The following is an 8665-nucleotide window of genomic DNA, read 5'->3' as shown; positions in this document are numbered from 1 at the left end:
ACCATGCACGTTTCAGGAAAGCGCAAACCCCGGATTAAAACAAGACAAGCTACTAGGTCGCGAGCTTACGGAGCGCCCCGGAATTTTGGTTACTTCAGCGTATCGTATTGACCGAACTTAGATGACGACAGTCAGCAGACCGTCCTGGTATCCGATGTCTTTCTTTTCCGTTTCGATTACGTCCAGATAGCTGCCGGTGTTCGAAATGATGATCGGAGTCGTCAGGATATAGCCTTCTTGACGGATCGCGTTCATATCGAATTCCATCAGCAGATCGCCTTTTTTCACCGTATCGCCTTGTTTGACTTGCGGTGTGAAGTATTTGCCTTTGAGTTTAACCGTGTCTTGTCCGACGTGGATCAGGATTTCAACGCCGGTGTCGCTGGTGATACCGATTGCGTGACCGGAAGAGAAGAGGGAAGTCAATACGCCGTCAACCGGCGAGTAAACTTTCCCTTCGATCGGTTCGATCGCGACGCCTTTGCCCATTGCGCCGGTGGAGAACGCTTCGTCTTTGATGGTGGACAGTGCGATCACATTGCCTTTCATCGGGCTGCCGACAGTTTCTTGTTGAATAACGGAGTCGTCTTTTTTTGTTGGCGTGCTGTCTGTCGCTACGACTTCGTCTTTGAACATAACCAAAGTGATGACGAGACCGAGCACGAAGCTGACTACGATACCGACGATTGCGCCGTAGAAGCCCATATCCAGTCCGTTCGGACCGATGTAGGAAGGAATCGCGAAGATGCCGAGACCGCCGATCATGTACCCTTGCGTACCCATGCCGCCCAGGAAAGCACCGCCGACAGCCGCCGATACGCAACTGATGATGAACGGTTTTTTACGCGGAAGCGTGATGCCGTAAATCGCGGGTTCGGTAACGCCGAAGATCCCGGAAATGAAAGCTGGAATGGACAAGGATTTCAATTTGACGTTTTTCGTTTTAAGCAGGATAGCCAATACAACACCGGTTTGAGCGAAAGAAGCGCCGAGCATGCCCACCAGGATCGGGTCTCTGCCCAGAACGGTCAGGTTGTTGATCGCGATCGGAACGAAGCCCCAATGGAGACCGAAAATAACGAATACTTGCCAGAAAGCACCGATAACCACGCCTGCCGCAATCGGGCTGAAGTTGTAAACCGCGAGCGTGCCGTTACCGATCAGCGTACCTGCCCAAGTCGCGATCGGACCGATGAAGATGAAGGTCAGCGGTACGATAACGAGCAGGGTGCAGAAAGGAACCAGGAAGGTACGAACGACGCTAGGAATAACCCGTTTAAAAAAGGCTTCGATCTTGGAAGCGACGAACGTCGCGATAATGATCGGGATAACGCTGGACGAATAGGTCATCAGGATGACCGGGATACCCAGGAACGTGATGTAGACCGGTGACTCGAATATCGTACCGCCGAATAACGTATACAGAGGTTCGACGCCCGACGAAGTGATGCCGGCAATGTTCGGATAAACAAGCGCCGCGCCTATCGCCATACCGATAAAGTGGTTGGCCCCGAATTTTTTCGCTGCCGTGAAGCCCAGGAAGATCGGGAAGAAGTAGAAAAGACAGTCGCCGATCGCGTTGAGAATCTGGTACGTGCCTGATTCTGCTGTCAACCAGCCCAACGTCAGGAACAGCGCATTGAAGCCCTTGATCATACCGGTTGCGGCCAATACGCCGAGCGTTGGCGCGAAAACGCCGGAGATCATGTCGACGAAGCGGTTGAACAGGTTTCCTTTTTCGCCGCCCGCGTCGGAAGAACCGGACTCTGCCGCAAAACCGCCCGCAGCGTTCACTTCGGCGTACACGTCAGGCACGTGGTTGCCGATTACGACTTGATATTGGCCGCCGCTTTTCACGACCGTAACGACGCCGTCCATATTTTTGAGCACGTCGGTGTTGGCTTTGTTTTCGTCTTTCAACCGGAACCGAAGTCTTGTGACGCAATGCTCCAGGCTGTTGACGTTTTCTTTGCCGCCCACGTTTTGAATGATGTCTTTAGCTAATTTTTCGTATTTTCCCATTGTTCTCGCTCCTTTTAGGAGAATGATGATTCAGGAATGGCTATAAAAAAAGACGAGACCAAGCAAGCGCGCGTCCCCGGCATTCCGAAGGAACATGCTTGCTGTTGGTCTCGCCTGCATTACCAGTCACGATCCGTGATTTTATGGAATTGTTAACGCTTACTGAATACGCTTGCTTTCGATCGGGGAGAAGCGCCCGTCAGGGGGCCGATTCCCGGGTGACGCGATGGATATGGAGCGTCAGGTACAACTTTTCTTCGTCGGGCAGTTCGATCTGAAGATACGTCTCGACTTTGAGCATGCAGGCATACGCTTTTTTGTACTTCGACTTGACCTGCTTGAGCAAAAAGTCGTCTTCGAGTTCTCCGCGCCGGGGCTTGCCGATCCGCTGAAAGAAAAACCGCAGATGCGTCACGAACCGCTCGTAGCTGATCGAACTCTCGTCCGGCGATTTGCCGTAACTGTACTTGATGATGTTCAGAATATCGCTGATCTTTTCCGTTTGCGCCGCTACGTTTTCCGTTCGGCGGGAAGACTGGTCGATCTGCGCGTTGATCAGGTGCAAAGCGACGTTGGCCGCTTCGTCCTCCGGGAGCTTTTTGCCGACCGAATCTTCGATAAACTCCAGCGCCTTTTTTCCGATCGCGAATTCTTTCGGATAGATGCGCCTGATTTCCCAGATTAGCGGATTGGTCGTCGTGATGCCTTCTTCCAGCAGCTTAAGCGCATTGTTCATGTGGTCGGTCAGCGTCACGTAGATATAATCGCTCAGCGGCACGTCCAGCATGTTTTTGCCGTATTCGATGATGTCGTAACATAAGGAGATATACTCGGGCGGCACATCTTCCAGCAGGAGCTTGAATTTCTCCGAAGCGTCTTTTTGCTGCAAAACGAAAATTTTTTCGACCAGGTCTTGATCTACGGCTTCGCCGACCTTTTTTTTGAACGCGATGCCGCGTCCCATAACCACGAATTCACTTTTACCCGCGTCACTGGCTATTATGGCGTTGTTGTTAAAAATTTTCCCGATAATCACCTGCCGCCCTCCTTATCCTGCGAAATCATGAAACGGGCGATATAAGCGCTTACACCCAACGTTTGGAAAAAGGATCGTTACGAAAAGAAGGCAAAACCCAACACATATACAGCTAGCATATGCGGTGGGTTTTGCCTTCTTCAGTAACAATCCCAAGGCAATCATAGCAAGAACCAGTTGGTTTGACAAGAGAAAAGAATACGCTTTCTTTATGTTTTTTTCGAGACCGTTTTCGACCAAATTGCATTCTAATAGAAGAAAGACGGTCTTTTTACGCAAAATTTTCTTCGTCCATTAGGCGGCGTAATTTGCTTTCGGTAGGGGTATCCGGTGCGGGCGTGTAAATGCTGAGCCGAAGGTCGTCCTGTCCGGATACGCTCAGCGATGTCAGCTCATAAACCATTTTACCGGCCTTGGCATGACGGAACTCAAGATGGACTTCCGGCGCGTAACTGACCTGACCGTGTTCCCACATGGACCGGAATTCGGGGTGGGCTTCAGTCATCTCTTGTAAAAAGCGTTCGTACCATTCATCGCTGACATAGCGGCCATAGTAGGAACGGAACATGGAAAGAAAGCCGCTGGCGAATTGTTCCCAATTGACCGCCAACCGACGAAATTCACGACGCGCAAAAAGCAGACGGATCATATTGCGTTCTTCGGGCGGGATGTGGTCAAAGTCCAAAAAAACATGGCAAGCCGCCTGATTCCATCCGACAATATTGCACATGCGATCGGAGACGATGACGGGGCAATGCTGAAGTCCGGTGATGATCTTTTGCAAAGAGGGGCTGATTCGAAGGAGGTCGCTTTCCGGCACGTACACGGTGGAACCGTCTTCGATTGCGAGCGAGTATAGGTATTTGCGTTCGTCGGTATTCATGTTGAGCGCATTGGCGACGCAATCGAGCACGGAAGGCGACGCTTGAATGTCTCGACCCTGTTCCAGCCAGGTATACCAGGTCGTGCTTACGCCAGCCAGTTGAGCGACTTCTTCGCGGCGCAGTCCGGGTGTCCGACGTCTTGTTCCTATAGGGAAACCTGCGGATTCGGGGGAGATTTTGGCGCGTTGGCTTTTTAAAAAGACAGAAAGGGCTTGGAGCCTGGCAGTGGAATTCATCGTTGATCAAACCTCCTATTAAAATGAATCGAGCAGTTTTTATACCCGTATAAACGGTAACTTGTACTAGGATATTCTACATGACATGATAACGGTATACCAAGCCTGACGGCAGTCGCCAAGGCTGAAATCCGAGGAGGAAGATGCAAGATGGAAAGAGTGGTTATCACGGGAACGGGCGTCGTGTCGCCTTTGGGGATAGGAACTGAACCGTTCTGGACGCGTCTGGTTCGGGGAGAATCGGGTATTTCGTTTATCGAAGCTTTCGAGGCCGGCGGTTATAAAGTGAATATTGCGGGAGCGGTCAAAGATTTCGATGCCTCGGGATTGCTCGGAGCGAAAGAAGCACGGAAACTGGACCGTTTTTGTCAATTCGCGCTGGTCGCGGCCGAGCAGGCGATTCAACAATCGAGGCTTGATCTGGAAAAAACGGATCGAGAGCGGATAGGCGTCTACGTGGGTTCCGGAATCGGAGGGATCGGAACACTGATGGATCAGGCGGGAACGCTCGCAAGCCGCGGGCCCGGACGGGTCAGTCCGATGCTCGTTCCGGCGATGATTCCCAATATGGCGGCGGCGTTGATCAGTATCCGTTATGGAGCTTTGGGAACTTCGATGTCACCGGTCACGGCCTGCTCGATCGGCAACACGGCGATCGGCGAAGCTTTTTTCCATATCCAAGCCGGACGTTCGGATGTGATGATCGCAGGCGGAACCGAAGCGGCACTGCACGGAATCGCGCTGGCAAGCTTCTCGAACGCCACGGCGTTGTCCACGCGTAACGACGATCCGACGCGCGCAAGCCGTCCGTTCGATCGGGATCGGGACGGATTCGTCATGGCGGAAGGAGCGGGTATCCTGGTGCTGGAATCGTTGACCCATGCGCGGGAACGCGGAGCGACGATTCTGGGCGAAGTGATCGGATACGGGGCAAGTTCGGACGCGTACCATATGGTGGCGACGCCGGAAGACGGGCACGGAGCGGCGCGGGCGATGCGATTGGCGTTAAAAGAAGCGAAGACGGAGCCGCAACGCGTGGATGTGATCAGCGCCCACGCGACGAGTACGGTTATCGGCGACCGTTCGGAAACGGCCGCGATCAAAGCCGTGTTCGGCGCGGAAGCGTACCGGATACCGGTTACGGCGAATAAGTCCATGACCGGACATATGTTAGGCGCATCGGGCGCCGTGGAGGCGGTGGCGCTGCTCCAATCGTTGCGAACCGGAATCGTGCCGCCGACCGTTAATCTGCAACAGGCGGACGAAAGCTGCGATCTGGACTACACGGCGGGAACGGCGAGAACAGCAGAGCTGACCGTCGGAATCTCGAACTCGTTCGGCTTCGGCGGCCATAACTCGGCGATCGTGCTGCGAAAATACGAACAAAGCTGATTGAACATAAGCGGCGTGTAGCCGTTTCGGTTCCCAAACACCACATCGGACAGCATTCGCAATAGGCTTCGGACAATCATCCCCTGCGTAGCAAGTTTTCATTTACAAACCGACGGTCTGTTTTTATAATAAATATCAAGCAGACCGAAAGTGATGTTCGATGAAGCGGAGGGATGGTTTTGAAGCAGGAAGAACGCAGGCAGCACACGATGACTCTGTTATTGGATACAGTCAAGCAGCTCGTGCAGGGAAAAGGCTGTACCGTCGTGACGATGAAAGACATTATGGAGCAATCGGGTTTGTCGAAAGGCGCGATTTTTCATTATGTCAAAAGCAAAGACGAATTGTTTGTTCAGGTGTTGCAAAAGCGCTTGGAAGACACGAACGTCCGGTTTCGAAACGAAGTACAGCAAAGCGGGGCGTCTTTTGCCGAACCGATGCGGCGGATCTCGGACAGTATCGCTTCGTATGCCGATGCGCAAGACGTGACCAACCGCATTTTGCTGTATTTGCTAGGCAGGGAAGAGCAACCGATCGTGGCTCAAGCGTTAAAAGAATACTATGAGCGCACGTTGGAGTTATCGGAGGAATGGATACGGATCGGCCAACGGCACGGCGTTATCGCCGAGACCGTCGACGCGGCGCGAACGGCGGATATGTTCGTGCTATTGACGATGGGGCTTCGCGTACGATCTTCCATTCCAGGTACGACTGAATGTTTCTCGGCTTCGCATTTTTCCGAATGGATTACGCAGATGCTTCAGCCGCAGGAACGGAACAACTCAGTGAAGGAGTGAACGCAATGGTTCCTTTTTACGCGTTGATCACTTCGTTCGTACTGTTTATCGGTCTCGGTTTTATCGGTATCGACTGTTTTCAAAACTGGCAGACTTCGCTTCAAGCTGCGGTTGCGATCATGCTGCTGTTGGGAGCGTCCGCGCATTGGGGGAGCAAAAAAGAGGATCTGATCCGCATGGTGCCGCCTGCTTTTCCGAGACCGGCCGCGATCGTGACTGTCACGGGAGTGCTCGAACTTCTCGGCGCGATCGGAATTCTGGTTCCGGCCACGTCCCAAACGGCTTCGATCGGTCTGGCGTTGCTGCTGTCGGCGATGTTTCCGGCGAACGTGTTCGCGGCGCGGAACCGATTGGCGATCGGAGGCAAAGCCGTACCGGGTCTGTTTGCGCGAACCGCGATCCAGCTTGTTTTTATCGCGGCGGTGTTGCTGGCAGGCTGGGGATAAGCATCAGCGTGTTTGGCGTAGCGGCGACAAGCCAAGCGGCAACAAACCAAAAAGAAGGAGATCGACAGGTGTCGATCTCCTTCTGCGTATGGATTTGCCGAACAATCAGGATACTTTGAAATATTGAACGGAAGCTTGCAGCTCGTCCGCCATTTGCGACAGGTTGCGGATCGCGCCCGCGATTTCCTGTATCGTGGCGCTTTGTTCTTCGATCGCGGCGCCCACTTCTTGATATCCGGCCGATTGTTCTTCGGTGATGCCGGATATTTTTTGCATGGAGTCCGTAATCAGTTCGAACGAACGGTCCGTTTTATCGAGCGAGCTTTTCAGATGGCCGATTTGCGAAGAGAAAGAAGAAACGCCGTCGAAAATGATTTTGAAATTGTCGGACATTTTGTTGATCCATTCTTGCCCTTGCTCGACGGCTTGGCTGCCTTGCTCGATACTGGTCAGTACCGACTGGCTGTCCTGCTGCGTGCTGTTGATCAATTCGGTAATGGATTTGGCCGCGTTGGACGATTGCTCGGCGAGCTTTTTCACTTCGCCGGCGACGACCGCGAAGCCTTTGCCGTGTTCGCCTACATGCGCGGCTTCGATCGAAGCGTTCAGCGCGAGCAGATTCGTTTGCGTCGCGATATGCGTGATGACCGTAATAAAATCGCTGATTTCTTTGGAGCGCGTATCAAGCTGGACAGCCGCTTCTTGCGATTGCTTCATTTCCTGTTGGATCACGTTCATTTGATTGAGCGTTTTTTCGACCAGTACCTGGCCGTCCTGCGAATAAGAGCTGACTTCAAGCGCCATTTGCTGCATGCCGGTCACTTCGTTGGTGACATTGGCCAGCTCTTCGTTCACTTCGACGATCGAAGAGGTGCTGTCGTTGATCGAGACGACCACTTCCGACACGCCTTCGTTGACGCTGTTCATAGACAAGGCAACCTGATGCGAGCTGGCTCCCATTTCGCCGGACGCCTGATGGATATTGCCCGCCGTCGTCGAGAAAACGGTCGAAGAATTCGAGATTTGATGGATCAGGCTTTCCAGGTTGCCGCGCATCGCGTTGAACGAGTCGGCCAGCGTGCCAAGCTCGTCTTCGCGCTTCAGCACGAATTCTTCGGTCAGATCGCCTTCGGCTACTTTTTTCGTCGCGCGTACAAGCTTGTTGATCGGACGGGTCAAGCTGCGGCTGAGCAGGAAAGCGACGGTAACGCCGATCACGATGACCGCGCCCACGATGATGACCGTGAACCAGAAGATAAACGTCTGCGTGGCCGGAATGACGCTGGCGTCGATATCGATACCGGCGATGCCGAACGGGTTGCCGTTGCTATCTTTCAAAGGCAAAAAGACCGATTTGTGGATGCCGTATTCGTCTTTGTAGATCGAGCTGTACGTCATCTTCTGAGAAGAGATCGCTTCTTTCATTTCATCTGAAAACGCATATTCCGTGCCGTAATCGTCATCCACGCCGGTCAGGATCACGAGTTGTTCCTTGCCGGTGCTGTTACTGAGGATATAGACATTTTCCAGCGTATCGGTGACGAGCACATCTTCGAGTTCCGCTTTGATTTTTTTGTACGCTTCATTGTTCAGACTGTCGATATCCGACGGGTTCTCCGGAATGGATTCCAGATACGTATTGATCGATTGAATGCTGCTGGCCAGTCTGAGATCGAATTGACCTTCCAGTTCGCTCGTCAACCGATTGCTGATTTGGGACTCCGTGATCGAAAAAGCGGTACAGGTGAAAACGATCAACAACACGATCGAAGAGATCATTTTGGCGGAGATATGGTTTTTGTACCAACCCCATAGTGGTTTTTTGGTTTGCTCAGGCGTATTCTTTGACACG

The 8665-nt window shown here is 52.7% G+C and carries 7 protein-coding genes; 3 read left to right on the top strand and 4 right to left on the bottom strand.

Features of this window, described 5'->3' with window-relative positions; genetic code table 11:
* Positions 1–117: 117 nt before the first annotated feature.
* The 3 genes from WKI47_RS07170 to WKI47_RS07160 all read right to left on the bottom strand — a co-directional run bounded on the left by WKI47_RS07170 (position 118) and on the right by WKI47_RS07160 (position 4178).
* Positions 118–2022: a beta-glucoside-specific PTS transporter subunit IIABC gene (locus WKI47_RS07170; RefSeq protein ID WP_340226489.1), complete on the bottom strand. Its 1905-nt coding sequence runs from the start codon at positions 2020–2022 to the stop codon at positions 118–120.
* 199 nt (positions 2023–2221) lie between these two features.
* Positions 2222–3058 (bottom strand): BglG family transcription antiterminator LicT, encoded by an 837-nt coding sequence (licT, locus tag WKI47_RS07165; RefSeq protein WP_340226488.1) that lies wholly within the window; start codon positions 3056–3058, stop codon positions 2222–2224.
* 271 nt (positions 3059–3329) lie between these two features.
* On the bottom strand, positions 3330–4178 hold the full coding sequence (locus tag WKI47_RS07160) for a helix-turn-helix transcriptional regulator (RefSeq protein ID WP_340226487.1): 849 nt from the start codon (positions 4176–4178) through the stop codon (positions 3330–3332).
* Between the two features lie 150 nt (positions 4179–4328).
* Between WKI47_RS07160 and fabF the strand changes: the two genes are divergently transcribed.
* The 3 genes from fabF (at position 4329) to WKI47_RS07145 (ending at position 6813) form a co-directional block, all read left to right on the top strand.
* Positions 4329–5570 carry a beta-ketoacyl-ACP synthase II gene (gene fabF / locus WKI47_RS07155; RefSeq protein ID WP_340226486.1) on the top strand — a complete coding sequence of 414 codons (1242 nt, stop codon included), beginning with the start codon at positions 4329–4331 and terminating at the stop codon, positions 5568–5570.
* Positions 5571–5749: 179 nt separating this feature from the next.
* A complete protein-coding gene (locus tag WKI47_RS07150; protein ID WP_340226485.1) occupies positions 5750–6367 on the top strand; it encodes a TetR/AcrR family transcriptional regulator in 618 nt (205 codons plus the stop codon).
* A gap of 5 nt (positions 6368–6372) precedes the next feature.
* Positions 6373–6813 (top strand): hypothetical protein, encoded by a 441-nt coding sequence (locus tag WKI47_RS07145; RefSeq protein WP_340226484.1) that lies wholly within the window; start codon positions 6373–6375, stop codon positions 6811–6813.
* 105 nt (positions 6814–6918) lie between these two features.
* Here the strand turns inward: WKI47_RS07145 and WKI47_RS07140 are convergent, their stop codons facing one another.
* The gene (locus WKI47_RS07140; protein WP_340226483.1) at positions 6919–8664 is read right to left on the bottom strand and encodes a methyl-accepting chemotaxis protein; all 1746 of its coding nucleotides are present in this window, start codon (positions 8662–8664) and stop codon (positions 6919–6921) included.
* Between the last annotated feature and the right edge of the window lies 1 nt (position 8665).

Source organism: Saccharibacillus sacchari, assembly GCF_037722395.1.
GTDB classification, from domain to species: domain Bacteria; phylum Bacillota; class Bacilli; order Paenibacillales; family Paenibacillaceae; genus Saccharibacillus; species Saccharibacillus sacchari_A.
This window is presented reverse-complemented; position numbering and strand designations above follow the sequence as displayed.